This is a genomic window from Pseudomonas guariconensis, from assembly GCF_015680235.1.
Classification (GTDB): Bacteria; Pseudomonadota; Gammaproteobacteria; order Pseudomonadales; family Pseudomonadaceae; genus Aquipseudomonas; species Aquipseudomonas guariconensis_A.
In genome coordinates this window covers 61,039-86,524 of the sequence record NZ_JADLJL010000021.1, presented here as the reverse complement: position 1 = coordinate 86,524, position 25,486 = coordinate 61,039, and the positions used below count along the sequence as shown (strand labels likewise).

At 66.6% G+C, this 25,486-nt stretch carries 14 protein-coding genes; 6 read left to right on the top strand and 8 right to left on the bottom strand.

Annotated elements, in window-relative coordinates:
- Positions 1-174: 174 nt before the first annotated feature.
- Both IRZ56_RS15515 and gloB read right to left on the bottom strand, forming a co-directional pair.
- Complete coding sequence (locus IRZ56_RS15515) at positions 175-1,599, bottom strand: lytic transglycosylase domain-containing protein (protein ID WP_196145732.1); 1,425 nt, start codon at positions 1,597-1,599, stop codon at positions 175-177.
- Between the two features lie 100 nt (positions 1,600-1,699).
- Positions 1,700-2,467 (bottom strand): hydroxyacylglutathione hydrolase, encoded by a 768-nt coding sequence (gene gloB, locus IRZ56_RS15510; protein WP_196145731.1) that lies wholly within the window; start codon positions 2,465-2,467, stop codon positions 1,700-1,702.
- 83 nt (positions 2,468-2,550) lie between these two features.
- Here gloB and IRZ56_RS15505 point away from each other — a divergent pair, with 83 nt between their 5' ends.
- From IRZ56_RS15505 to dnaQ, 3 genes are all read left to right on the top strand, one after another.
- Entirely contained in the window at positions 2,551-3,309 is a 759-nt protein-coding gene (locus IRZ56_RS15505) for a class I SAM-dependent methyltransferase (RefSeq protein ID WP_196145730.1), read from the top strand.
- 32 nt (positions 3,310-3,341) lie between these two features.
- The gene (gene rnhA, locus IRZ56_RS15500; protein WP_196145729.1) at positions 3,342-3,788 is read left to right on the top strand and encodes a ribonuclease HI; all 447 of its coding nucleotides are present in this window, start codon (positions 3,342-3,344) and stop codon (positions 3,786-3,788) included.
- Between the two features lie 417 nt (positions 3,789-4,205).
- Positions 4,206-4,961, top strand: a complete 756-nt coding sequence (gene dnaQ, locus IRZ56_RS15495; protein WP_328305355.1) for a DNA polymerase III subunit epsilon — start codon at positions 4,206-4,208, stop codon at positions 4,959-4,961.
- A 56-nt stretch (positions 4,962-5,017) separates the two neighbouring features.
- Here dnaQ and IRZ56_RS15490 read toward each other — a convergent pair whose 3' ends face one another.
- Both IRZ56_RS15490 and IRZ56_RS15485 read right to left on the bottom strand, forming a co-directional pair.
- Positions 5,018-5,302, bottom strand: a complete 285-nt coding sequence (locus IRZ56_RS15490) for a pyrimidine/purine nucleoside phosphorylase (protein ID WP_196145727.1) — start codon at positions 5,300-5,302, stop codon at positions 5,018-5,020.
- Positions 5,303-5,375: 73 nt separating this feature from the next.
- Positions 5,376-5,927 (bottom strand): exonuclease domain-containing protein, encoded by a 552-nt coding sequence (locus IRZ56_RS15485; RefSeq protein ID WP_196145726.1) that lies wholly within the window; start codon positions 5,925-5,927, stop codon positions 5,376-5,378.
- A gap of 161 nt (positions 5,928-6,088) precedes the next feature.
- Here IRZ56_RS15485 and IRZ56_RS15480 point away from each other — a divergent pair, with 161 nt between their 5' ends.
- Positions 6,089-6,892, top strand: coding sequence for a substrate-binding periplasmic protein (locus IRZ56_RS15480; protein WP_196145725.1), 804 nt, complete (start codon positions 6,089-6,091; stop codon positions 6,890-6,892).
- A gap of 63 nt (positions 6,893-6,955) precedes the next feature.
- Complete coding sequence (locus IRZ56_RS15475; protein WP_196145724.1) at positions 6,956-7,969, top strand: GNAT family N-acetyltransferase; 1,014 nt, start codon at positions 6,956-6,958, stop codon at positions 7,967-7,969.
- A 130-nt stretch (positions 7,970-8,099) separates the two neighbouring features.
- Here IRZ56_RS15475 and IRZ56_RS15470 read toward each other — a convergent pair whose 3' ends face one another.
- Positions 8,100-8,627 carry an RNA polymerase factor sigma-70 gene (locus IRZ56_RS15470; protein WP_196145723.1) on the bottom strand — a complete coding sequence of 176 codons (528 nt, stop codon included), beginning with the start codon at positions 8,625-8,627 and terminating at the stop codon, positions 8,100-8,102.
- A 326-nt stretch (positions 8,628-8,953) separates the two neighbouring features.
- Here IRZ56_RS15470 and IRZ56_RS15465 point away from each other — a divergent pair, with 326 nt between their 5' ends.
- Positions 8,954-21,898, top strand: coding sequence for a non-ribosomal peptide synthetase (locus tag IRZ56_RS15465; protein WP_196145722.1), 12,945 nt, complete (start codon positions 8,954-8,956; stop codon positions 21,896-21,898).
- Positions 21,899-21,993: 95 nt separating this feature from the next.
- Here the strand turns inward: IRZ56_RS15465 and dsbG are convergent, their stop codons facing one another.
- The 3 genes from dsbG to dsbD are packed head-to-tail and all read right to left on the bottom strand — an operon-like array spanning position 21,994 to position 25,302.
- A complete protein-coding gene (gene dsbG / locus IRZ56_RS15460; RefSeq protein WP_196145721.1) occupies positions 21,994-22,752 on the bottom strand; it encodes a thiol:disulfide interchange protein DsbG in 759 nt (252 codons plus the stop codon).
- A gap of 1 nt (position 22,753) precedes the next feature.
- Entirely contained in the window at positions 22,754-23,590 is an 837-nt protein-coding gene (locus IRZ56_RS15455) for a TlpA family protein disulfide reductase (protein ID WP_196145720.1), read from the bottom strand.
- Positions 23,590-25,302, bottom strand: a complete 1,713-nt coding sequence (dsbD, locus tag IRZ56_RS15450; RefSeq protein WP_196145719.1) for a protein-disulfide reductase DsbD — start codon at positions 25,300-25,302, stop codon at positions 23,590-23,592. The genes IRZ56_RS15455 and dsbD overlap by 1 nt, the downstream gene beginning before the upstream one ends.
- Between the last annotated feature and the right edge of the window lie 184 nt (positions 25,303-25,486).

Below are 25,486 nucleotides of genomic sequence, written 5' to 3'. Positions count from 1 at the left end.
CTTGATCGCGGGACAAGCCCGCTCCCACAGGCGGCGCTAGCCGCTTGTTCTTTAGTGCGACAGCGCAGCCCGGGAGGGATGGGTTATCTCCTACAGGTTCATCGCGCCTCTGGGAGCGCCGTAGGAGCGGCCTCGTGCCGCGAAAGGGCCGCGCAGCGGCCCCGGGGCGCCGGATCAGTGCGACAGGTAGACGGTCAACGTTTGCCCAGGCTTGAGGGCATGACCGCTGCGTGGGTTCCAGCGCTTGAGGTGCTTCATCTCCACATTGAAGCGCTTGGCCACCGCATAGAGCGAGTCGCCCTTGCGTACCTTGTATTGGGTGGAGCGCTGCTTGGACGATGCGACACGGTTCGCGGCGCCGCTCGAACTGCCGCCACGCAGGGCGAGTACCTGGCCGGCCTTGACGCGGTTGCCGGAGAGGCGGTTCCAGCGCTGCAGGTCACGTACCGAGACGCGGTGGGCCTTGGCGATGCTGCTCAGGTTGTCGCCACGCTTGACCCGATAGCTGCGCGCCTTCACCGGCGCCTTGGCTTCGGCCAGGGCGGCCTGGAACACGGCCTTGTTCGGTTGCAGGCTGACCAGCTCCTCGGGTTTGAGGTTGGACAGGCTGTCGGACAGCAACTGGGCCTTGGCGGTAGGCACCAGCAGTTGCTTGGGGCCGTCTACGGTCATGCGTTTCTTGAAGGCTGGGTTGAGCTGGATCAGCTCGTCTTCGTCGATATCGGCGAACGCGGCGACCCGGGACAGGTCCAGGCGTTCGTTGATGGCGACAGCTTCGAAGTAGGGCTCGTTGGCGATCGGGTTGAGGTTCACGCCATAGGCATCGGGGGTCAGCACCACCTGCGACAGGGCCAGCAGCTTGGGCACGTAGTCGCGGGTCTCCTGGGGCAGGGGCAGGTTCCAGTAGTCGGTCGGCAGGCCCAGGCGCTCGTTGCGCTCGATGGCCCGGCTGACCGTGCCTTCACCGGCATTGTAGGCCGCCAGGGCCAGCAGCCAGTCGCCGTTGAACATGTCATGCAGGCGGCTCAGGTAATCCAGCGCGGCATTGGTCGATGCGGTGATGTCGCGACGCCCGTCGTAGAAGTTGGTCTGGCGCAGCTTGAAGTGGCGGCCGGTGGACGGGATGAACTGCCACAGGCCGACCGCATGGGCGCGTGAGTAGGCCATCGGGTTGTAGGCGCTCTCGATCGCCGGCAGCAGGGCCAGCTCCAGCGGCATGTCGCGTTCTTCGAGGCGCTCGACAATATAGTGCAGGTAGAGGCTGCCGCGTTCGCCCGCGCTCTCCAGGAACGTGGGGTTGCTGGCGAACCACAGGCGCTGCTGTTCGATGCGCGGGTTGACGCCGATATCGTCCTGAAGGGCGAAGCCCTGGCGCATGCGCTCCCAGACATCCTGCGGCGCCTGCTCGACCGGCTTGACCAGCAGGGGGGCAGGCTTGTGCTTGACGCGCGCCTGGTAGCTTGCGCGAACGCTGTCGGATTCGTCGTGCTGACGGGTGCTCTGGCAGCCCACCAGGGTGGCGGCCAGGGCCAGCGCACTGATTTGGGCCAGACGCGTCAGGGCGACGGATTGAGAGGTTCTGCGGCTACGGGAAGACATCGGCTGGGACAGGTTTCCGGGCGAAAAATTTCGGCGATTCTAGAAACCGGCCCCCGCGTGGTCAACCTTTGACCACACCTTGCGATATATCGTGGGGTTATCAGAAGGTGTCCTTCCAAGACCTCAAGGCAGCAAAAACAGCGGCTTGGCTTGGATTGGAATGCCCCTTCCATTCGTCTGCTTTTTGTTTAACGGATGTTTCAGCCGTGCGAAGAAAGGGGTTGGTGGCCCGTTCCAGGGCGATGGTTGATGGCAATGTGATGCGATCGTTGGCGCGCAAGCGGGTAACGTCGTCGAACCGTTGACCCAGCTCGCGGTTCGAAGGTTCCACTGCCTTGGCGAAACGCAGGTTGCTCAGGGTGTATTCATGGGTGCAATACACCTGTGTTTCGGCCGGCAGTGCGGCCAGGCGCGACAGGGAGTGGTGCATCTGTTCCGGTGTGCCTTCGAACAGACGGCCGCAACCGCCGGCGAACAGCGTGTCGCCACAGAACAGCAGTGGCGCGCCGTAGTAGGCGATGTGCCCCAGGGTGTGGCCAGGCACGGCGATGACCTGTAAATCCATGCCCAGCACCTGGACCTGGTCGCCATCGTCCAGCGCCAGGTCGCGGGCCGGGATACGCTCGCGGGCCGGGCCGCACACCCGTGCGCCGGTGGCCTGCTTCAGGGCCTGCACGCCGCCGACGTGGTCGTGATGGTGGTGCGTCACCAGGATGTCTTCCAACACCCAGCCCGGGTGGGCCTCGAGCCATTTCAGCACAGGGCCGGCGTCACCCGGGTCGACCACCGCGCAGCGACGTTTGGCAGTATCCTGTAACAGCCAGATGTAATTGTCGGAGAAAGCGGGAAGAGCATCGATCTGTATCATGTGCGTAACCGAATCGCCTGGCGTGAACATGAAGGCATCTTAACTGCGATGGCGCAGGGGGAGAACCTTCGAGGGAGAACGCAATGACCGACAAAGCCTTTGCCCAAGCCGATCCTGACTGGATCGAGCTGACCCGCCTGGCCCGTGACTGGTTCGATGGGCCGCTGGGGCAAATGATGCTGCGCGAGGAGGAACAACTCCTCGAGGACGAGCTTGGCCGCTTCTTCGGCGGCTTCCTGGTGCACTACGGCCCGTGTGCCGAACCGCCGCCCAACGCGCCGCAGGTACAGCGCAACGTCCGCCTCGGCGCGCCGTTGCCGGGAGTCGAGATCGTCTGTGAGGAGCAGGCCTGGCCGCTTTCCGAGCACGCCGCCGACGTGGTGGTGCTGCAACATGGCCTGGACTTCAGCCTGTCGCCCCATGGGCTGCTGCGCGAGGCGGCCAGCGCGGTGCGCCCCGGTGGCCACCTGCTGATCGTCGGGATCAACCCGTGGAGCAGTTGGGGCATGCGCCATTGGTTCAGCCGCGGCGCCTTGCGCAAGGCGCGCTGCATCTCGCCTTCGCGGCTTGGCGACTGGCTCAACCTGCTGGGCTTCGCGCTGGAGAAACGCCGCTTCGGGTGCTATCGTCCGCCGCTTGCCTCGCCGGTCTGGCAACAACGCCTGGCCGGGTGGGAGCGCATGGCCGGAGGTTGGCAGGGCGCCGGAGGCGGCGTCTACCTGGTGGTGGCGCGCAAGATGGTGGTGGGCCTGCGGCCGCTGCGCCAGGAGCGGCGCGAGCCGATGGGCAAGCTGCTGCCGTTGCCGCTGGCCAAGGTCAACCGCCGCCATAGCGAGCCTTGAAGGGCCTGGCGTCGATAATACAGAGCGAGTACATGAGCGATAGCGTCGAGATCTACACCGATGGTGCCTGCAAGGGCAACCCGGGCCCGGGTGGCTGGGGTGTGCTGATGATTTACAAGGGCGTCGAGAAGGAGCTGTGGGGCGGCGAACGCGAGACCACCAACAACCGCATGGAGCTCATGGCGGCGATCCAGGGCTTGATGGCCCTCAAGCGCGAATGCGAGGTGGTGCTGACCACCGATTCGCAGTATGTGATGAAGGGCATCAACGAGTGGATGGCCAACTGGAAGAAGCGCGGCTGGAAAACCGCCGCCAAGGAACCGGTCAAGAACGCCGACCTCTGGCAACAGCTCGACGAACAGGTCAACCGCCACAAGGTGACCTGGAAGTGGGTGCGCGGGCACATCGGCCACCCCGGCAACGAGCGCGCCGACCAATTGGCCAACCGAGGGGTCGATGAGGTCCGCGCCAAGCGCTGAACCCTGGCACAGGGCCGCTACCCACCCCATCGCCGGCAAGCCGGCTCTCATAGAACAACGCATAACTATTTGATTTTGCGGGCCTTGTGGGAGCGGGCTTGTCCCGCGATTGGGCCGGGCCGGATATCACCGTCGCCTGGCAAGGGCTTCGCCCTTGATCGCGGGACAAGTCGGACCGCCGCACCGCCGCTCCCACAGGGGGGCGGCGCTAGCCGCTTGTTCTCTGCGCGACAGCGCAGCCCGAAGGGCTGGGTAATCTCCCACCTGCCTGGCGCTGGTCTCGCAAGCATCGCCGTACCTGTGGGAACCGGCTTGCCGGCGATGGGGTGAAGCTAATGCGCATGGGTGGAGCTTGACGCCTGTCGTTTGGGTTACAATCCCCGGCTTAGTCATGTGATGCAAGTTGGAGCTACCCGCGTGGAGCAGCAAGTCAACCGGTACGTCGTCCTCGATACCGAAACCACCGGCATGCCGGTCAGCGAAGGCCATCGGATCATCGAGATCGGCTGCGTCGAGGTCATCGGCCGGCGCCTGACCGGGCGCAACTTCCACGTCTACCTGCAACCGGACCGCGAGAGCGACGAAGGCGCGATCGGGGTGCACGGCATCACCGATGCCTTCCTGGTCGGCAAGCCGCGTTTCGCCGATGTCGCCGAAGAGTTCTTCGAGTACATCCAGGGTGCGCACCTGGTCATCCACAACGCGGCGTTCGACGTCGGCTTCATCAACAACGAATTCGCCCTGCTGGGCCAGCACGACCGTGCCGACATTTCCCAGCATTGCACCATCATCGATACCCTGATGCTGGCGCGGGCCCGCCATCCTGGCCAGCGCAACAGCCTCGACGCGTTGTGCAAACGCTACGGCATCGACAACTCCGGCCGTGAATTGCACGGCGCACTGCTCGACTCGGAACTGCTGGCCGATGTCTACCTGGCGATGACCGGTGGCCAGACCAGCCTGTCACTCGCGGCCCATGGGGCCGAGGGCGAGGAAGGCGGGGAGGGCGGTACCGGCAGCGAGATCCGGCGGATCGTCGGGCGCCAGCCGGGGCGGGTGATCATGGCCAGCGCCGAAGAGCTCGAGGCCCATGCCGAGCGCTTGGCGGCGATCGCCAAGTCGGCGGGTGCGCCCTCGATGTGGCAGGCATTGAGCGAGCCTGCCGCGAACTGACTGTTGGAACCTGGGGCGCGTAGCGGCCCCAGGACCTGCACTCGCCGCCGATTCGATCAGTCGCGGTACTCGCACAGATAGGCCGTATCGACTGCCACTTTCAGCTGGAACTTGCTGTCGGCCGGCACGTTGAACTGGCTGCCTGCCTTGAACACTTCCCAGTTGTCGCTGCCTGGCAGCTTGACGGTCAGCGCACCGGACACCACATGCATGATCTCGCGCTTGGCGGTGCCGAACTCGTACTCGCCGGGCGCCATGACGCCTACGGTCGCCGGGCCTTCCTCGCCTGCGAAGCCGATCGACTTGACGGTGCCATCGAAGTATTCATTGACCTTGAACATGGAGCGACTCCTGAAAGAAGGATGAAAAAGGGCTGGCCAGTATGCCCAAGCCCCCACACGCCGTCATCTGAATTCAGGTGCCGGTGGCCGGCAGGCTCAAGGGCAATAGCCGGGCGGTGTTGCGGGCGTCCTCCAGGGCGCGGTGCTGCTGGCCGGTGAACTGCATCCCGGCCAGTTGCAGGGCACTGTTGAGCCCCAGGGGGCGTTGCAGGTGGCGAGCCTTGGCGAAGCGTTGCTTGAGGTTGATATGGGGCAGGGTCTGCAACAGGCTCGTGACCTGATGCTGTTGCCATTCCTGGCTCAGCTGCTGACGGTCGTAGTCGCCCCAGCTGACCCAGGCCTGCAGGCGTTCACTGTGATGGCCCAGCCAACGTTCGAATTGCGCCCACACGTCGGGGAAGGTCGCCGCGCCGTCGACGCTGGCCTGGCTGATGTGCGTCAGGGTGCGGCAGAAGGGCGTCAGTTGCGGCCGCCGCCGGGGGCGTACGAAACGTTGGAAGTGATCGACCTCGCGGCCTTCGCGGGTCACCAGGCTTGCACCGATTTCAATGATTTCCATCTCCGTGACCGGCCAGCCCCCGTCGTCGGTGGTGGCTTCCAGGTCAATCACCAGCCAATGGCCCATACCAGGGCTCCCTTCAAGACGCAGCAACTGCGTGGTCGCTAGAGCGTAGCCAATGTCTGCGCCGAGGGCATCCCCTGGCACTTTGGCATAAGCTGTTGTGCCTTGGCGGGAAAACGCCTAGGTTAGTTGGATCCCGTTCGAACCGTGACGAGTGCCCTCTCTTGATTCGCGTACCCGGCCTCAAGGCCCTGTCTCGTTTGTTGGTCTTCGCTGCGTTGTCGCAGGCCTTGCTCGCGCAGGCTGGCCCGGTAGTGGAGGTGAGGGTTGGCGGCGCGCATTTTCCTCCCTATACCGTGCGCCCCGAACAAGGCGCCGAAAGCGGCTTGCTGCCGCAGGTGCTCAAGGCGCTCAACCAACTGCAACAGCAGTACCATTTCGTGCTCGTGCCTACCTCCGTGCCGCGGCGCTTCGGCGATTTCCAGCAGGGGCGTACCGACATCGCCATGTTCGAAAACCCCGAGTGGGGCTGGGACCGCTTTCCCCACCAGAGCGTGGACCTGGGCCTGGAAGACGCCGAGATCTTCGTCGCCCGCCAGCAGCCCGGGCGCGGCCAGGAGTACTTCGAGAACCTGCAGGGCAAACGCCTGGCCCTGTTCAACGGCTATCACTACGCATTCGCCAACTTCAATTCCGACCCGTACTACCTGGGCGAGACCTACGACGCGATCCTGACCTATTCACACGACAGCAACCTGTTGATGGTCGAGCGCGGGCGTGTCGATATCGCCTTGGTCACGCGTTCCTATTTCATCGATTTCTGCGTCCGCCGCCCTGACATCGCCAAGCAGTTCCTGGCCTCCGAACGCATCGACCAGCGTTATCGCCACTACGCCATCCTGCGCCCCGAGTCGCCCATCGACGCCAAGGCGTTTGCCTCGCTGATACGGCGCCTGCATGACAACGGCGAGATGCTGCGGATCTTCCAGCCTTACCGGGTCAAGGTGGTGAGGCCGTCGGCCGACTAAATTCCCTGGTGTAGGTCACGTCTACCGGATTGAACCCTTCATTCCTTTTCGAGAGCCGTGACCATGCCGTTCGATGCCGCTTCGCTGCCTCTTTCCTTGCCCCGCTGGCGCAGCCTCAGTGCCGATGAAGGGGCTACCCACTTGAGCCTGACACTCGAGGGCCGCCCGCTGATCCAGGTGCGCCTGGCCCCTGGCGCTGTCCTTGAGGTGCACCTGGAGCGTCTGTGCCCGGAGCGCCCCGAGCAGGCCTTGTGGGCGGCATGCTATTGGCTGCTGTCGCGCGACCCGGCCTGCCAGCGCCTGGCCTGGCACATGCACCAGGCGCTGCCCCAGGCGCTGGCCAGCGGGCTGCTGGTGGCTGGCGAGCGTCCGGGCGTGTACCTGTGCGAGCGTGGGCTGTTCTGGCAACTGCCCCAGCCGTGGCTTGGCGATGCGGCGGCCAGTAACTACCCTCAGCAGATGATGATCAGCGACGGCAAGCGCCACCCCAGGCGCCCGCCCAAGCCGCGCGGTGAGGTGTACCGGCGTTTCGATGCGCGCCTGGGTGCCTGGGTGTCGCTGCGCACGTTGGAGATCGACCGGGACCTGGCGCGTTTCAACCGTTGGCAGAACGATCCGCGTGTCGCGCAGTTCTGGCAGGAGGCCGGCAGCCTCGAGCAGCACCGCGAATACTTGGCGAAACTCGAGGCCGATCCGCACACGCTGACCCTGGTCGGTTGCTTCGATGACGAGCCGTTCGCCTATTTCGAGGCCTACTGGGCCAAGGAAGACCGGATCGCCCCGTTCTACCCGGCTGGCGACTACGACCGCGGCGTCCACATGCTGGTGGGCGAGCAGGCGCATCGCGGCCCGCACAAGGTGGCCAGCTGGTTATCGGCGCTGGTGCACTATCTGTTCCTGGACGACCCACGCACCCAGCGGGTGGTCGCCGAGCCACGCGCCGACAACGGCAGGATGATCGGCTACCTGCACGACCAGTGCTTCCATTGCGAGAAGGAGTTCGATTTTCCGCACAAGCGGGCGGCATTGATGATCCTGGGGCGGGAGCGGTTCTTCGATCGCTGCAGGCTGGTTTGAGCGGGTTCGGCCGCTCCACCGCCGTTCCCACAGAGGTCAGCGCTTGCCACTAGTGCTTTGTGGGACAGCGCGCCATTCGATTTTTCGGGCTCTGTGGGAGCCGGCTTGCCGGCGATGAGGGCGAGGGACCTCAGCCCTGACGGCTGTGCTTGCGGCAATGGATCAACGCATCGCGAATCATGAAGTTCACCAGTGTCGGCGATACACCCAGCTCCTTGGCGATGTCCTTCTGTGGCACCCCGTGCAGGCGATACATCTCGAAGGCATAGCGGGTGCGCTGGGGTAACTCGCCCAGGGCCTCGGCAATGTGTTCGAGGGTGGCAAGGTTGATATGGGTGGCTTCGGGCGAGGCGTTCTGCAGGACGACATTGAGGCCTTCCTCCTCGCTGCCCGAGTACTTGAGCTCCATGGCTTGCTTGCGATAGTGGTCGATCGCCAGGTTGCGCACGATCTGGAACAGGTAACTGAGCTGGGCCTTGAACGAGGATGTGATGTGCGGCGCCGCGCTGAGCCGGAAGAAGGCGTCCTGCACCACGTCTTCGGCCCGCGAGCGGCAGCCGGTGATGCGTGCGGCGATCTTGACCAGGATGCTGCGGTTGTCGACGAATGCCTGGAGTAGGGGTGAATCGCACTTACTTGTGGATAGTTGTTCCGCCATGGAAATCACCTTGTCTCGAAGAGAGGAGGGAGCACACCTGAGTGGGACGCTTCCTACGACGTGCGACAAGCTATGCTCAGTGATAATGATTGTCAAATGCGAAATAGAATTAATATCTGGAGGCAAATCGTCTAAGTCCCGGAGCGTGAACCGGTTCACTTTCCGCTTTTGCACATCGCGTCCCTCGCTGCCTCGGTGCCGCGCGCCCGTCTAATTATTTCCCCGGCCCATCCGTTCCCCTGTGTACATCCAGCTGCCGAACGCTGCCCGCCGACCGGCGTGGCACTGCCCGGCGCGATCCACCCAGACACTGGCAGGAACTCCCCATGACGGACGCCTTCGAACTCCCGCTCTCGCTGGTCCAGGCCCTGGCGCAACGCGCCGCGCAGACCCCGGACCGGATCGCCTTGCGCTTTCTGGCCGACAATCCCGACGAGCAGGCCGTGCTCACCTATCGGGACCTGGACCTGCGCGCACGCGTCATCGCCGCCGCCCTGCAGGCACGGGCCGGCCTTGGCGATCGGGCGGTGCTGCTGTTCCCCAGCGGCCCGGACTACGTCGCGGCGTTCTTCGGCTGCCTGTATGCGGGTGTCATCGCCGTGCCGGCCTACCCACCGGAGTCGGCGCGTCAGCATCACCAGGAGCGCTTGCTGTCGATCATCGACGATGCCGAGTCGCGCCTGCTGCTGACGGTGCAGGCGCTGTGCAGCAGCCTGCAAGGCCTGGCCGGCGACACTGCGCCAGGCCTGCTGGCGGTGGATGAATTGGACCCTGCCTTGGCCGGCCAATGGCGCGAGCCGGCATTGACCGCCGAGGACATCGCGTTCCTGCAATACACCTCCGGCTCCACCGCGCAGCCCAAGGGCGTGCAGGTCAGCCACGGCAACCTGGTGGCCAACGAGCAACTGATCCGCCACGGGTTCGGGATCGACCTGAACCCGGATGATGTCATCGTCAGCTGGTTGCCGCTGTACCACGACATGGGCCTGATCGGCGGCCTGCTGCAACCGATCTTCAGCGGCGTGCCCTGCGTGTTGATGTCGCCGGGGTATTTCCTCGCCCGGCCGTTGCGCTGGCTGCAGGCGATCAGCGAATACGGCGGCACCATCAGCGGCGGCCCTGACTTCGCCTACCGCCTGTGCAGCGAGCGGGTCAGCGAGGCGGCCCTGGCCGGCCTCGACCTGAGCCGCTGGCGCGTGGCGTATTCGGGTTCCGAGCCGATCCGCCAGGACAGCCTGGACACCTTCGCCGACAAGTTCCGCCCCTGCGGTTTCGACCCGGCCAGCTTCTTCGCCAGCTACGGCCTGGCTGAGGCGACCCTGTTCGTCAGTGGCAGCCGGCGTGGCCAGGGTATCGCCGCCCTGGAGCTGGATGCCGAGGCCTTCGCCGCCAACCGCGCCGAGCCGGGAAAGGGTAGTGTGCTGATGAGCTGTGGCTACCCACAGCCCGGGCATGCCGTGCGTATCGTCGACCCGCAAGGCCTGCAGGCCCTGGGCGACAATCAGGTCGGGGAACTCTGGGCCGCCGGCCCGAGCATCGCCCTGGGCTACTGGCGCAACCCGCAGGCCAGCGCCCGGACTTTCGTCGAGCAGGACGGCCAGACCTGGCTGCGCACCGGCGACCTGGGCTTCCTGCGCGCAGGCGAAGTGTTCGTCACTGGGCGCCTGAAGGACATGCTGATCGTGCGCGGGCAGAACCTCTACCCGCAGGATGTGGAAAAGACCCTGGAGCGCGAAGTCGAAGGTTTGCGCAAAGGGCGTGTTGCGGTGTTCGCGGTCGACGACCAGGGCGAGGAGGGCATCGGCGTGGCGGTGGAGGTCAGCCGCAACGTGCAGAAAGCGATCAAACCCCAGGACCTGATCCGTACCCTGCGTCAGGTGGTTGCCGATGCCTGCCGCCAGGCCCCGGCGGTGGTGTTGTTGCTCAACCCCGGCGCATTGCCCAAGACCTCCAGCGGCAAGCTGCAGCGCTCGGCCTGCCGTCTGCGCATGGCCGACGGCAGCCTGGACTGCTATGCGCGCTTCCCCGACACCGAGGCGCAGGCCGAAGCGGCTGCGACCGGTGACGACCTGCAAAGGCGCATCGCCGCGATCTGGTGTGAGCGGCTCGATGTCGAGTCGGTCGCACCGGACGACCACTTCCTGCTGCTGGGCGGCAACTCCATCGCCGCCACCCAGGTGACGGCGCGCCTGGCCGACGAGCTGGGCATCGACCTGGGCGTGCGCACCCTGTTCGAGGCGCCGACGCTTGCCGCCTACAGCGCTGCGGTGGCTGCCGCCCTGGCCGAGGGCAGCCCAGGCAGGCAAGCCATCGCCGCGCTGGACCGTGCCCAGGCCCATCCGCAAACCCTCGCGCAGAACCGTCTGTGGCTGCTCTGGCAGCTTGAACCGCAATCGGCCGCCTACAACATCCCCGCCGGCTTGCACCTGCGCGGCGAACTGGACGAGGCGGCATTGCAGGCCAGTTTCCAGGCGCTGGTGGCGCGGCACGAATCATTGCGCACGCGTTTCAGCGAAGTGGATGGCCAGGGCCTGCAACAGGTCGTGTCCGAGGCTGCCTTCGACTTGCAGCGCGCCGACCTGCAGGGGCTTGATGCCGAACAGGTGGCGGCACGTCGTGAAGCCGAGGCGCGCCAACCCTTCGACCTCACCCAGGGGCCGCTGTTGCGGGTTACCCTGGTGCGCCTGGGCGACGACGACCACCAGTTGTGGGTGACGCTGCACCATATCGTGGCCGATGGCTGGTCGCTGAACATCCTGCTCGACGAGTTCGCCAGGCTGTATGCCGCCCATTGCCATGGCGTGCAGGCCGACCTGGCCGCATTGCCCCTGGGCCAGGCCGACTACGGCCACTGGCAGCGTCAATGGCTGGCAGGCGGTGAAGCGGCCCGGCAGTTGGCCTATTGGAAGGCGCAACTGGGCGACGAGCCGAAGGTTTTGGACCTGTGCCCCGACTACCCGCGTTCCGCCCAGCGCGCGCCCCGGGCCGGGCGATTGAGCGTCAAGGTGCCAGCCAGCCTGACGACAGCCTTGGATACCCTGGCGCGGGAGCAGCAAGCGAGCCTGTTCATGGTGTTGCTGGCCGCCTGGCAAGGTTTGCTGCACCGTTACACAGGCCAAGGCGATATTCGTGTCGGTGTGCCCAACGCCAACCGCCCGCGCCTGGAAACCCAGGGTATGGTCGGCTTCTTCATCAATACCCAGGTCCTGCGCGCCGAGGTCCATGGCCGCCTGCCGTTCGACCAGTTGCTGGCTCAGGTGCGCGATACCACGCTGCAGGCCCAGGCCAACCAGGACCTGCCGTTCGAGCAACTGCTCGAAGCATTGCCCGATGCCCGCGAGCAGGGCTTGTTCCAGGTCATGTTCAACCACCAGCAGCGGGACCTCTCGGCGCTGCGCCGCCTGCCAGGCCTGCTCGCCGAAGAGCTGCCCTGGCACAGCCGCGAAGCCAAGTTCGACCTGCAACTGCACAGTGAGCAGGACCACCAGGGGCGCCTGAGCCTGGCCTTCGACTATGCCGCCGAACTGTTCGAGGCCAGCACCATCGAGCGCCTGGCCGGGCAATTGTTGGCCTTGCTGGAGCAGGTCTGCGCCAACCCGCAGCTGGCCTTGGGCCAGATTTCCCTGCTCGACGAGGCCAGTCGCGCACAGTTGCTGACCTGGGGGCAGGCACCGGCACCGAAGGCGTACCGCCTGTTGGTGGAGCAGCTCAATGAACAGGCACGCCTGACCCCGACTCGCACCGCCCTGGCGTGGGAAGGTGGCAGCCTCGACTATGCCACGCTGCACCAGCAGGCCAACCGCCTGGCCCATTACCTGCGCGACAAGGGCGTCGGCCCTGATACCTGCGTAGCCATCGCCCTGGAGCGTTCGCCTCAGCTGTTGGTCGGCCTACTGGCCATCCTCAAGGCCGGGGGGGCCTACGTACCGCTGGACACCGATTACCCGGCCGAGCGCCTGGCCTACATGCTGGCCGACAGCAAGGCCGGCCTGCTGCTCAGCCACAGCGACCGGCTGCAGCGCCTGCCGCAGGTCGCCGGGGTCAGCATCATCGCCCTGGACCAGCTGCACCTGGACAGCTGGCCGAGCCATGCCCCGGGCCTGCACCTGGATGGCGACAACCTGGCCTATGTGATCTACACCTCCGGCTCCACCGGCCAACCCAAGGGCGTGGGCAATACCCACGCGGCCCTGGCCGAGCGCCTGCAATGGATGCAGGACACCTACGTCCTGGATGACAGCGACGTATTGATGCAAAAGGCCCCGATCAGTTTCGACGTGTCGGTATGGGAATGCTTCTGGCCGCTGGCCCAGGGGTGCAAGCTGGTGTTGGCCGGCCCCGGCGAGCATCGCGACCCCCAGCGTATCGCCGAGCTGGTGCAGGCCCACGACGTGACCACGCTGCACTTCGTGCCGGCGCTGTTGCAGGTGTTCATCCAGGAGCCGTTGGCGCTTGGCTGCACCGGCCTGCGTCGGCTGTTCTCCGGCGGCGAGGCGCTCTCGGCCAACCTGCGCGACCGTGTGTTGCAAGTGCTGCCACAGGTGCAGTTGCACAACCGCTACGGCCCGACCGAGACCGCGATCAACGTCACCCACTGGCATTGCCGAGCGCAGGATGGTGCGCGTTCGCCCATCGGTCGCCCGCTGGGCAATGTGCTGTGCCAGGTGCTGGACGCTGAGCTGGAACTGACGGCCCCTGGTGTGCCGGGCGAGCTGTGCCTCGGCGGAGCGGGCCTGGCCCGTGGCTACCTGGGCCGCCCAGGGCTTACTGCCGAGCGCTTCGTGCCCCGGCCGGGTGGCGACGGCGAGCGCCTCTACCGCAGTGGCGACCGTGCCCGCTGGCAGGTGCAGCTCGGCGCCCTGGAGTATCTCGGGCGCCTCGATCAGCAGGTGAAGGTGCGTGGCTTTCGTGTCGAGCCTGAGGAGGTCCAGGCCTGCCTGCTGGCCCAGCCTGGAGTCGACCAGGCGCTGGTGGTGATTCACCAGGATGAGGTCGGCGCGCAACTGGTGGGCTACTACAGCGGTGTCGAGCAGTCAGAGGCGCTGCTCGCCGCGCTGGCGGTGCGCCTGCCGGCCTATATGGTGCCGGCGCAGCTGGTGCACCTGGCCCGGATGCCCCTTGGGCCGAGCGGCAAGATCGATCGCAAGGCGTTGCCGGCGCCGGTCTGGCAGCAGCGTGCCCATGTCGAGCCCCAGGGCGCCTTGCAACAACAGGTGGCGGCGATCTGGCGCGAGGTGCTGAAGTTGCCGCAGGTGGGCATGCAGGATGACTTCTTCGCCCTGGGCGGCCACTCGCTGCTGGCCACCCAGATCGTGTCGCGTACACGCCAGGCGCTGGATATCGAACTGCCGCTCAAGGCCTTGTTCGAGGCCAGCGAGCTGGGCGCGTTCTGCGCCGAGATCGCGCGCATCCAGGCGGCCGGCGAGCACAACCGGCAAGGGGCGATTGCCCGGGTCGACCGTCGCCAGGCGGTGCCACTGTCGTACTCGCAGCAGCGCATGTGGTTCCTCTGGCAGATGGAGCCGGACAGCCCAGCCTACAACGTCGGTGGCATGGCGCGCCTGCGCGGCGTGCTGCATGTGGATGCGTTCGAGCGTGCCTTGCAGGCGCTGATCGTGCGCCATGAAACCCTGCGCACCACCTTCCCCAGTATCGATGGCGTGCCTTGCCAGTGCGTGGCCGAGGACAGCCCGCTGCGCGTGCACTGGCATGACTTCTCGACGCTGGCCGCCGAGGTTCGCCAGCAGCGCCTGCGCCAGTTGGCCGACGAACAGGCGCACCAGCCATTCGACCTGGAGCGCGGCCCGCTGCTGCGTGCTTGCTTGGTCAAGGCCGGCGAGCGCGAGCACTACTTCGTGCTGACCCTGCACCACATCGTCACCGAAGGCTGGGCCATGGACATCTTCGCCCGGGAGCTGGGCGAGTTGTACGAAGCGTTCGTCGACGAGCGTGAATCGCCGCTGGCGCCGTTGCCGGTACAGTACCTGGATTACAGCGTATGGCAGCGCCAATGGCTGGAAAGCGGGGAAGGGGCACGCCAGCTGGCCTACTGGAAAGCCCGCCTGGGGGATGAACACCCGGTGCTGGCGCTGCCCTCGGATCGACCACGCCCGGCCGTGCAGAGCCACCGCGGCGAGCTATACCGCTTTGACCTGGACCCTGCGCTGGTCGCACGGGTGCATGCCTTCAACAGTGCGCGCGGCCTGACCCTGTTCATGACCATGACGGCCACCTTGGCCGCTGTGCTGCACCGCTATAGCGGCCAGCGCGACCTGCGCATCGGCGCGCCGGTGGCCAACCGTATCCGCCCGGAAAGCGAAGGCCTGATCGGCGCCTTCCTCAACACCCAGGTGCTGCGCTGCGAACTGGACGGGCAGATGACCGCCGCCGAACTGCTGGAACAGGTGCGGCGTACGGTGATCGAAGGCCAGTCGCACCAGGACCTGCCTTTCGACCAGTTGGTCGAGGCGTTGCAGCCGCCGCGCAGCAGCGCCTACAACCCGCTGTTCCAGGTGATGTGCAACGTGCAGCGCTGGGCCTTCCAGCAGAGCCGCACGCTGTCGGGCATGACCGTGGATTACCTGGTCAACGACGCCAGCGCCACCAAGTTCGACCTCTACCTGGAGGTCACCGACCTGGATGGGCGCCTCGGCTGCTGCCTGACCTACAGCCGCGACCTGTTCGACGAGCCGCGCATCGCGCGCATGGCCGAGCACTGGCAGCAGGTATTGGTCGGCCTGCTCGACGACCCGAGCCTGCGCCTGTGCGAGCTGCCGATGCTGGGCAGCGCCGAGCAGCAGGTACTGATCAGCCAGCTCCAGGGCGAGCAGGATTTCGAGCCTGACCACACCCTTCACGGCTTGTTCGCAGCCCAGGCCGCGCGCAGCCCGCAGGCCCGTGCGCTGACCTTCGCCGGCGAGCACCTGAGCTATGCCGAACTAGACCGGCAAGCCAACCGCCTGGCCCGCGCCCTGCGCGAGCGTGGTGTCGGCCCGCAGGTGCGGGTAGGGCTGGCCCTGGAGCGCTCGCTGGAGATGGTCGTGGGGCTGTTGGCGATCCTCAAGGCCGGCGGTGCCTATGTGCCGCTGGACCCTGAGTACCCGCTCGACCGCCTGCGCTACATGATCGAAGACAGCCGCATCGGCCTGCTGCTCGGCCAGCGTGCGCTGCTCGACACTTTGGGAGCGTTGCCGGTCGGTGTGGGGCAATGGTGCCTGGAGGACGATCGCGCGTCGCTGGCGAGCTACAGCGATGCGCCGCTGGACAATCGCAACCTGCCGCAACACCAGGCCTACCTGATCTACACCTCCGGCTCCACCGGCAAACCCAAGGGTGTGGTGGTCAGCCATGGCGAGATCGCCATGCACTGCCAGGCGGTGATCGCAGCGTTCGGCATGCGCAGCGACGACTGTGAGCTGCACTTCTATTCGATCAACTTCGACGCCGCCACCGAACGCCTGCTGGTGCCATTGCTCTGCGGTGCCCGGGTGGTGCTGCGTGGCCAGGGCCAGTGGGGCGCCGAGGAGATCTGCCAGCTGGTGCGTGAGCAGCAGGTGAGCATCCTGGGTTTCACCCCCAGCTATGGCAGCCAGTTGGCCCAGTACCTGGCCGGGCAGGGCGAGCGCCTGCCGGTGCGCCTGGTGATCACCGGCGGCGAGGCGTTGACCGGTGAGCATCTGCAGCGTATTCGCCAGGCGTTCGCGCCGCAGCAGTTCTTCAATGCCTACGGGCCGACCGAAACCGTGGTCATGCCGCTGGCTTGCCTGGCGCCCGAGCAGTTGCCCGCAGACGCCGGCAGCGTACCCATCGGCCGAGTGATCGGTGCGCGCACCGCGTACGTCCTCGATGAGGACCTGGCCTTGCTGCCCCAGGGTGGTATCGGTGAGCTGTATGTCGGCGGCGTCGGGCTGGCCCAGGGTTACCACGACCGGCCGGGGCTGTCGGCCGAGCGCTTCGTCGCCGACCCGTTCAGCCATGGGGGCGGGCGCTTGTACCGCACGGGCGACCTGGTGCGCCTGCGGGCCGATGGCCTGGTGGAATACATCGGGCGGGCCGACCAGCAGGTGAAGATTCGTGGCTTTCGCATCGAGCTGGGCGAGATCGAGAGCCGCCTGCAGGAGCATGCCGATGTCGCCGAGGCGGTAGTGCTGGCGCTGGACCTGCCGGGTGGCAAGCAACTGGTGGGCTATCTCGTGTGCCCACAGGCCGACGCCGAGCCGGATGCCCAGGCCAGCCTGCGCGAGGCGGTCAAGGCCCATGCCCGGCAGCACCTGCCGGACTACATGGTGCCCGCACACCTGGTACTGTTGGGCAGCCTGCCGCTGATGGGCAACGGCAAGCTCGACCGCCGAGCCTTGCCCATGCCGGACCTTGCCCAGGCGCGCCAACAGTACCAGGCCCCGGCCAACGCGCTGGAGCAGCAACTGGCGCAGGTCTGGGGCGAGGTGCTCAACCTCTCTCGGGTAGGCGTGCACGACAACTTCTTCGAGCTGGGCGGCGACTCGATCCTATCGATCCAGGTGGTCAGCCGCGCCCGCCAGTTGGGCCTGCATTTCACCCCGCGGGACCTGTTCCAGCATCAGACCATCCAGACTCTGGCCGCGGTGGCCAGCCGCAGCGAGCACACGAGCCAGGTCGAACAGGGCCTACGCCAGGGGCGCAGTGCCTTGACGCCGATCCAGCACTGGTTCTTCGACAGTGAAATCGCCCAGCCCCAGCATTGGAACCAGGCGCTGCTGCTGGACATCCGCCAACCGTTGCAGGCCGAGGCACTGGAGCGCGCCCTGGGGGCATTGCTGGCACACCACGACAGCCTGCGCCTGCGCTTTACCCAGGCCGATGGCCGTTGGCAGGCCGAGTATGCCCAGCCGGCCACGCAACAATTGCTGTGGCTCGCCACCGTGGCTGACCTGGATGACTGCCAGGCCTTGTACACCGATGTGCAACGCAGCCTCGACCTGGCCGAGGGGCCGCTGCTGCGTGCCTTGCTGGTCAGCGACGGGCAGGGTGCCCAGCGCCTGTTGCTGGCCATCCACCACCTGGTGGTGGATGGCGTGTCCTGGCGTGTGCTGCTCGAAGACCTGCAAGCGCTCTACCGGGGCCAGCCGCTGGCCGCCAAGACCCATGCCATGGGCGACTGGGCCGCACGCCTGGCCAGCTACGCCAGCAGCGACTCGCTGCGCGACGAGCTGGGCTGGTGGCAGGACCAGCTGGGCACGGCCCACCGCGAATGGCCATGCGACCACCCGCAGGGTGGCAACCTGCATCGCCATGCCCGTACCCTGGCCATCAGCCTGGACGCGGCACAGACCCGCCAACTGCTGCAACAGGCACCTTCGGCGTATCACACCCAGGTCAACGACCTGCTGCTGACCGCGCTGGCCCGTACCCTGTGCCGCTGGAGCGGTGACAGCGAAGTCTTGGTGCAACTGGAGGGGCATGGCCGCGATGGGCTGTTCGAGGACATGGACCTGACCCGCAGCGTCGGCTGGTTCACCAATGCCTACCCGCTGTGCCTGAGGCCTCAGGCGGGCGACGACGACCCGGCCCGTGCCGGTTCCATCAAAGCCATCAAGGAACAGCTGCGCCAGGTGCCGCACAAGGGGCTCGGTCATGGCGTGCTGCGTTACCTGGCCGACGATGCCGGGCGAGAGGCCATGGCTGCCTTGCCCCAGGCACGGGTTACCTTCAACTACCTGGGCCAGTTCGACCAGCAGTTCGACGATGCGGCGCTGTTCCAGCCACTGGATGCCCCGGCAGGCCTGGCCCACGACCTGGGCGCACCGTTGCCCAACTGGCTCAGCGTCGACGGCCAGGTATATGGCGGTGCACTGCAACTGCGCTGGACCTACAGCGCCGAACGCTACGAAGAAGCGACCATCGCCGCGCTGGCCGACGCCTATCGCGAGGAATTGCTGGCCCTGGTCACCCATTGCCTGGCCGATGGCAACGGCAGCTTCACGCCGTCGGATTTCCCGCTGGCGCACCTGACCCAGGCCCAGATCGACGCCTTGCCGGTGCCGGCGAACCGGATCGAAGACGTCTACCCGCTGACGCCGATGCAGGAAGGCTTGCTGTTGCACACCTTGCTGGAACCGGGCACGGGGATCTACTACATGCAGGACCGCTACCGCATCGACAGCGCCCTGGATCCCGAGCGCTTCGCCCAGGCCTGGCAGGCCGTGGTGGCACGTCACGAGGCCCTGCGCGCGTCGTTCAGCTGGAATGCCGGCGAATCGATGCTGCAGATCATCCACAAGGCGGGCCACACGCCGGTCGACTATCAGGACTGGCGCGGCCTGGATACGCCTGCGCAGGAGGCGCGCCTGCAGGCCTTGCACAAGCAGGAGCGCGAAGCCGGCTTCGACCTGCTGCGCGAGGCGCCCTTCCACCTGCGCCTGGTGCGGGTGGCCGATGCGCGCTACTGGTTCATGATGAGCAACCACCACATCCTCATCGATGCCTGGTGTCGCTCGTTGCTGATGAACGATTTCTTCGAGATCTACCAGGCCCTTGGCGAAGGCCGCCAGGCGCAGTTGCCGGTGCCGCCACGCTACCGCGACTACATCGGCTGGCTGCAGCGCCAGGACCTGAACGAGGCGCGTCAGTGGTGGCAGCGCAACCTGGCCGGCTTCGAGCGTGCCACGGCCATCCCGAGCGACCGGCCGCTGCGCCATGACCACGCCGGTGATGGCATGGTCGTCGGCGACTGCCATACCCGCCTGGATGCGCCCGACGGCGTGCGGCTGCGCGAGCTGGCCCAGGCCCATCAACTGACCGTCAACACCTTCGTCCAGGCGGCCTGGGCCTTGGTCTTGGCCAGTTACAGCGGCGAGCGCGACGTGGTCTTCGGCGTCACCGTGGCCGGGCGCCCGGTGAGCCTGCCACAGATGCAGCGCACCGTTGGGCTGTTCATCAACAGCGTCGCCTTGCGTGTGCAACTGCCCGAACTGGGCCAGCGCCAGAGCGTGCACCAGTGGCTGCAAGGCCTGCTGGCGCGCAACATGGAGCTGCGCGAGCATGAATACCTGCCGTTGGTGGCGATCCAGGAATGCAGCGAGCTGCCTAAGGGCCAGCCGTTGTTCGACAGCCTGTTCGTGTTCGAGAACGCGCCGGTGGAAACCGCGGTGCTGGACCATGCCCAGCACCTCAATGCCAGCTCCGACTCAGGCCGCACCCACACCAACTTCCCGTTGACCGCAGTGTGCTACCCCGGCGACGACCTGGGCCTGCACCTGTCGTTCGACCAACGCTACTTCGACTTCCCGACCGTCGAGCGCCTGCTGGCCGACTTCAAGCGCCTGCTGCTGGCGCTGGTGGACGGGTTCGATGGCGAGGTGGCCGAGCTGGCGCTGCTTGGCCTGCGCGAACAGCGCTTCCTGCTGGAGGATTGCAACCGCACCGAGCAGGCCTACCCGCTGGAGCAGAGCTACGTGGCGCTGTTCGAGGCGCACGTCGCGGCGCACCCGCAGCGCACCGTTGCCCGCTGCCTGGACGCAAGCTACGACTATGCCGGGCTGAACCTTGCCGCCAATCGCCTGGGCCATGCCTTGGTGGCAGCCGGCGTGGGCGTCGACCAGCCGGTGGCGTTGCTGGCGGAGCGGGGCCTGGCGCTGCTGGGCATGATCGTCGGCAGCTTCAAGGCAGGCGCCGGCTACTTGCCGCTGGACCCAGGCCTGCCCTCGGCGCGCCTGCAACGCATCATCGAGCTCAGCCGCACGCCAGTGCTGGTGTGTTCGGCCGCCTGTGCCGAGCAGGCGCGCCAGTTGCTGGACGAGATCGGTGGTGCGGTGCGCCCGCAGTTGCTGGTCTGGGAGCAGGTGCAATCTAGCCAGGTCGCCAGCCACAACCTGGGCATCCACAGCGCGCCGGACAACTTGGCATACGTGATCTACACCTCCGGCTCCACCGGCCTGCCCAAAGGCGTGATGGTCGAGCAGCGCGGCATGCTCAACAACCAGTTGAGCAAGGTGCCGTACCTTGAGCTCGACGCGCAGGACGTGATCGCCCAGACGGCCTCCCAGAGCTTCGACATCTCGGTCTGGCAGTTCCTTGCCGCGCCGCTGTTCGGTGCTCGGGTGGAGATCGTGCCGAACAGCATCGCCCATGACCCGCAAGGGTTGCTGGCACACGTACAGGCCACTGGTATCACGGTGCTGGAGAGCGTGCCGTCGTTGATCCAGGGCATGCTGGCCGACGAACCGCGAAATCTGGGCAACCTGCGCTGGATGCTGCCGACCGGCGAAGCCATGCCCCCCGAGCTGGCTGCCCAATGGCTGCAGCGCTATCCGGGTATCGGTCTGGTCAACGCCTACGGCCCGGCGGAATGTTCGGACGATGTGGCGTTCTTCCGGGTCGATGCGGCGTCCACCCAGGGCAGCTACCTGCCGATCGGCATGCCGACCGACAACAACCGCCTGTACCTGCTCGATGAGGCCCAGAGGCTGGTGCCGGTGGGGGCGGTCGGTGAGCTGTGCGTCGCCGGGACCGGTGTTGGGCGCGGGTATGTGGGCGACCCGGTGCGCACCGCGCTGGCGTTCGTGCCGCATCCCTACGGCGAGCCGGGCGAGCGCCTGTACCGCAGTGGTGACCTGGCCAGGCGCCGCGCCGACGGCGTGCTCGAATACGTGGGCCGTATCGACCACCAGGTGAAGATCCGTGGCTACCGGATCGAGCTGGGCGAGATCGAGGCGCGCCTGCACGAGCAGGCCGAGGTCCGCGACGCGGCGGTAGGTGTGCAAGAGGGGGCCAACGGCAAGCACCTGGTGGGCTACCTGGTGGCGCACCCGCATGTCACGGCTGACGCTGCGCTGCTGGAGCAGCTCAAGCAACGCCTGCGCGCGGAACTTCCGGAGTACATGGTACCGCTGCACTGGGCCTGGCTCGACAGCCTGCCGCACAACGCCAACGGCAAGCTCGACCGCAAGGCCCTGCCGGCCATCGACATCGGCAGCCAGCACCGCCTGGCCTACCTGGCGCCGCGTGACGCGCTGGAGCAAACCCTGGCCGGGATCTGGGCCGATGTGCTCAAGGCCGAACGGGTCGGGGTGCGCGACAACTTCTTCGAGTTGGGCGGGCATTCATTGCTGGCCACTCAGATCGCTTCGCGGGTGCAGAAGCAGTTGCAGTTGAATGTACCGCTGCGGGCGATGTTCGAGTGCAGCACGGTGGAGGCATTGGCCGATTATGTGCGTGCGCTGGAGGGGCGCGCGCTGGATGACGACAAGGTCGACCGGCTCAGTGACCTGATGGCGGAGCTGGAGGCGCTGTAAGACAGAGGCACTTCGGGGACTGTTGCATCGAGCGCCGCGCGGGCGGCGCTCGATATTACAGGCACCCCAGGCCCCAAGGCATCTCCTGGCGAGCCTCAGCGCTTGCCCAGGATCTGCCCCAGCATCTCCGGCCGCGGTGCCCCTTGCTGGCTCTGCAGGCGGCCTTGCGCATCCTGGTAGAAGATTGCCGGGGTCGCTGCCAGGCCCATCTCCTCCATCAACGCCAGGTTGCCTTCCAGTTGCTTGCGCACTGCCTCGGGGATGTTCTGCAGCGGCTTGAGGGTACTGGCCTTGCCGGCCTTCTCATGTTGCTGCAGCGCCTTGGCTGGGTCCTTGGCGGCCAGCAGTGCCGCCGACTTGCCAGGGCTGTCTTCGCGGATGATGCCGACCATGATGTGGCGCAGCTGCACCTTGCCCGACTCGACCCAAGGCCGCGCCTGCTGCCAGAACATATTGCAATACGGGCAGTTGGGGTCGCTGAACAGGTACACCGTGCGTGGTGCGTCGGCCTTGCCGTCGGCGATCCAGGCGGTCTTTTCCATCTTTGCCCAGATGGCCTTGCTCATCGGGGTGTACACCAGTTTGTCCAGCGGTTCGGCGCTCAGGTCCTTGCCCTGTTCGTCGAACAGGCTGCCGACCAGCACGTGCTTGCCATCGGGCGTCAGGTACAGGGCGATACCGTTGTTCTGGTAGGCGGCGGCATAGCCTTTGAGGCCATTGGGTGCATCGAAGCTGCCCTTGATCTCGGCACCTTTGGCTTGCAGTTGCTGGATCGCCTTGGGCAGCTCCTCGGCCTGCAATGCGGGGGCGGCGAGCAGGCCGAGGGCCAAGGGCAGGAGGGCATTCAATCGCATGTCAGTTTCCTTGTGCGGCGGGGGCAGGCGCGGCGGCCTGCTCGAAAGGTTCCAGGGCGCGGTGCAGGCTGGCGCGAGACAGCTCGCCCAGGTGGCTGCCGATCAAACGCCCGTCGGCGGTGTAGAACAGGGTGGTGGGCAAGGCCATGGAACCGACCTGTTTGGCCAGCTGGCCGGTGCCATCGAACAGCACGTGGGTCAGGCTCAGGCCCGTGGTGGCAAGGAAGGTGCTGACGTTTTCCGGCGTTTCGCCTTGGTTGACGAACAGGAAGGTCACGTGCGGGTAGTCATCTTGCGCCTGTTGCAGCACCGGCATCTCCCGGCGGCAGGGTGGGCACCAGGTGGCCCAGATGTTGATCACCAGCGGCTTGCCACGGTAGGTGTGCAGAGCCACGGATTGCCCGGCGGCGTTGCGCAGGCTCAATGCCGGCAGTTCGGTGCCCTTGCTGTACAGATGGCTGCCAAGGCTGGCCAGCCCCCAGAACACGGCACCGCTGAACAATGCCCAGCCCAGCGGGCGACGCAGGCCAGGGTGGCGCCGGTACTGCCACAAGGCACCGACGACGATGCCGACCAGGCCGGCCCAGGGCAGGAAGCCGCCGTCGCGGATGTCGATGATCTGCAGCGGCTCTTCGCGGAACATCGGCCAGTAGGCCGCCACGAAGCCGAGGCGGGCGCATACCAGCCCCAGCAGGAACAGGTTGAACAACGCCGACTCGGGGTTTTCGCCACCGCGTCGGGCCACCCACCAGCCGACCACGCTGGCCACGCACAGGGCCGCGATCAACAGCAGGTGGTTGAGGGCCATGGTCAGCGGCCCCAGGGTCACGCTCAGCATCAGCCTTGGCTCCTGGTCTGGGCCCAGTGTCGTTGGAATGCGGCAGCGTCTACCTCGCCGGTGATGCGCCTGGCACGGCGCTCGTCGCCTTCCGGGCCGATCCAGATCAGGCTGGGCGGGCCTGGCACCTGGTAGCGTTGCAGCAATTCGCGGCTGGCGGGTGTATCGGCGGTGACGTCCAGGCGTACCAGGTGTACCCCGGCAAGGCCAGCGAGGACATCAGGGCGGGCGAACACCTGCTTTTCCATCACTTTGCACGACACGCACCAGTCGGCATAGTAGTCCAGCATCACCCATTGGCCACGTGCCTTGGCCGCGTCCAGCTCACGTTGCAGATCCTGGGGCTGGCTGACCGTGACGAAGGCCTCGTCGGCCTTGGCCGTCGCGCTTGGCGTGCCGCTCCCGGCGAAAGGGTGCAAGGGTTGCCAGAGGTCATCGCCACCGGCTGCCGCGCCGACCAGCAGCAGGCCACCCCAGAGCGCGCCGAGCAGCGGCACCGCGCGCAAGGCCGGCAGGCGCTGCAGGGCAGGCCAGGCCGCCCAGGCCAGGGCGATCAGCCAGGCGCCGCACAGGGCCAGCAGCAACGGGGCTGGCAACAGGCTGCGCAGGGTGTACAGGGCCATGGCCAGGAAGACGAAGCCGAACAGGCCCTTGACCCGGTTCATCCAGGCACCCGGGCGCGGCAGGTAGCGGTTGCCGACGGTGACCAGCAACAGCAAAGGTGCGCCCATGCCCAGGCCCAGGCTGAACAGCACCAACGCACCCTGCAGCACGTCGCCGCTCTGGGCGATGTACAGCAGGGCTCCGGCCAACGGTGCTGTCATGCAGGGGCCCATGAGCAGGCCCGACAGCGCACCGAGCAAGGCCGCGCCATACACATTGCCGCCACGGGTGCCCTGGCCGGCCCGGTCGAGGCGGTCGCGCAGGGCCGAGGGCAGTTGCAACTCGAAGGCGCCGAACATCGGCAGGGCAAGGATCACGAACAAACCCGCCAGGCTACCCAGCAGCCAGGGTTGTTGCAGCCAGGCCTGCAGGCTGGCACCGAGCAGGGCGGCGACCACGCCGAGGGCGGCGTACACCAGGGCCATGCTCAGTACATAGACCCCGGCCAGCAGCCAGCCGCGGCGGGCGCTGGCGCCATTGCCCAGCACCAGCCCGGCGAGAATCGGCAACATCGGCAAGGAGCAGGGCGTAAAGGCCAGCAGTAGGCCCAGGCCGAAGAAGGCCGCCAGGCTCCAGGCCAGGCTGGCCTGTTGCAGGCCGCTGGCCAGCGCTTGGTCGCTGGCCAGCTCGGCAACGGGCGCGGCCTGACCGCCGAGGTCGATGGCGGTGGTCTGGGGTGGGTAGCACAGGCCAGCGTCGGCGCAGCCCTGCCAGCCCAGGCGCAACTGGCCTTGGGCGCCTGCCGGTATCAGCAACTCGAGCTGGTGGCGGTAGACCGCACTGTCGCCGAAGAATTCGTCGTGGTGGTTCTCGGCGGCAGGCAGGGACGGGTGGTGGTCAGCTGCAAGGCCATCGAACTTCAAGCGCTTCTGGTAGAGGTAGTAGCCATCCTTGATCTGGAAGTACAGGCGCAGTTGGCCATCGGGCAGGCGGTCATGGGAGAGGACGAAGGCCTCGTTGACCGGCAGGAAGTCGGGCTTGGTCTCGAAGGGGTTGGCCTGCAGAGGCCCCGCCAGGAGGAATGTCAGGAAGAGCAGGAGGACGCGCATGTCTTCGCCTTGGCAATGCATGGAATGAGGCCATGCTGGCCTGGGACGATTAACCCAAGGTTAACCGTCGATTAGGCACGGTAAGATCGACCGGTATCCGCAAAGCGGCGCAAGCCCTATAGGCACGCCAATCGCGGGACCAGCCCGCTCCCACAGAGGCCGCCCCGGCCATTTGTTCTCTGCG